Source organism: Dellaglioa sp. CoH-55-MRSF-9, from assembly GCF_056782155.1.
Genome location: NZ_JBXAYG010000141.1, coordinates 1 through 249 on the forward strand (window position 1 = coordinate 1; position 249 = coordinate 249).

General features: G+C 51.8%; 1 protein-coding gene. It reads left to right on the forward strand.

Annotated elements, in window-relative coordinates; all coding sequences use genetic code 11:
• Positions 1-215: hypothetical protein (locus AC1RPV_RS08105; RefSeq protein WP_481764253.1), on the forward strand; the 215-nt coding region annotated here is incomplete at its 5' end.
• Positions 216-249 lie beyond the last annotated feature (34 nt).

Below are 249 nucleotides of genomic sequence, written 5' to 3' on the forward strand. Positions count from 1 at the left end.
TCTCGGACCCGAATCGCGGGGAAACTCGTGGCCGGATCGTGACACATGCATATCTCTACCTGCTGAACGACTCGGAAAAGCTGGTGGAGGTGAAGGCCGATGACGACTTCGCAGAAGTGAAATGGGTGCCGCTCGGCCTGCTTGATCCTGCCGAGATGTATTCTGATCACTACTGGATCATCCACAAGATGCTTGATTCGCTGCCTGTAGATTGATATTGACGAGCAACAAGGAGTGAAGTAATATGTC